Source organism: Larkinella sp. C7, from assembly GCF_006149005.1.
GTDB lineage: Bacteria > Bacteroidota > Bacteroidia > Cytophagales > Spirosomataceae > Larkinella.
The window spans coordinates 234-487 of sequence record NZ_VBSL01000139.1; the positions used below are offsets into that span (position 1 = coordinate 234).

Sequence of the window (254 nt, forward strand, 5' to 3'; positions counted from 1 at the left end):
CATCCCAATGAACTACACCCAACTTGGTGGTACCTACTTTATCCAAACAGGTGCCCAAGCCGGTAAAGCTATGTTGGGACAAGACCCACTCTGGTTAGCCTGGGTAACTGACTTGATTCACCTTAAAGCGGGTGACCCAAGTAAATACCATCACACTTACCAATACACCTTGCAACACTGGACTCCAGCTCGTTTCAAGGTTGGTCAAATGATTGGTTCTTCTGGTATCTTGATGGGTATGACGGTTGCTATGT

At 46.5% G+C, this 254-nt stretch carries 1 protein-coding gene; it reads left to right on the forward strand.

The genetic code is table 11. From position 1 onward, the window contains the following. Positions 1 to 7: 7 nt before the first annotated feature. On the forward strand, positions 8 to 254 hold a 247-nt coding region (locus FH871_RS34785; protein WP_212768378.1), incomplete at its 3' end, for a hypothetical protein.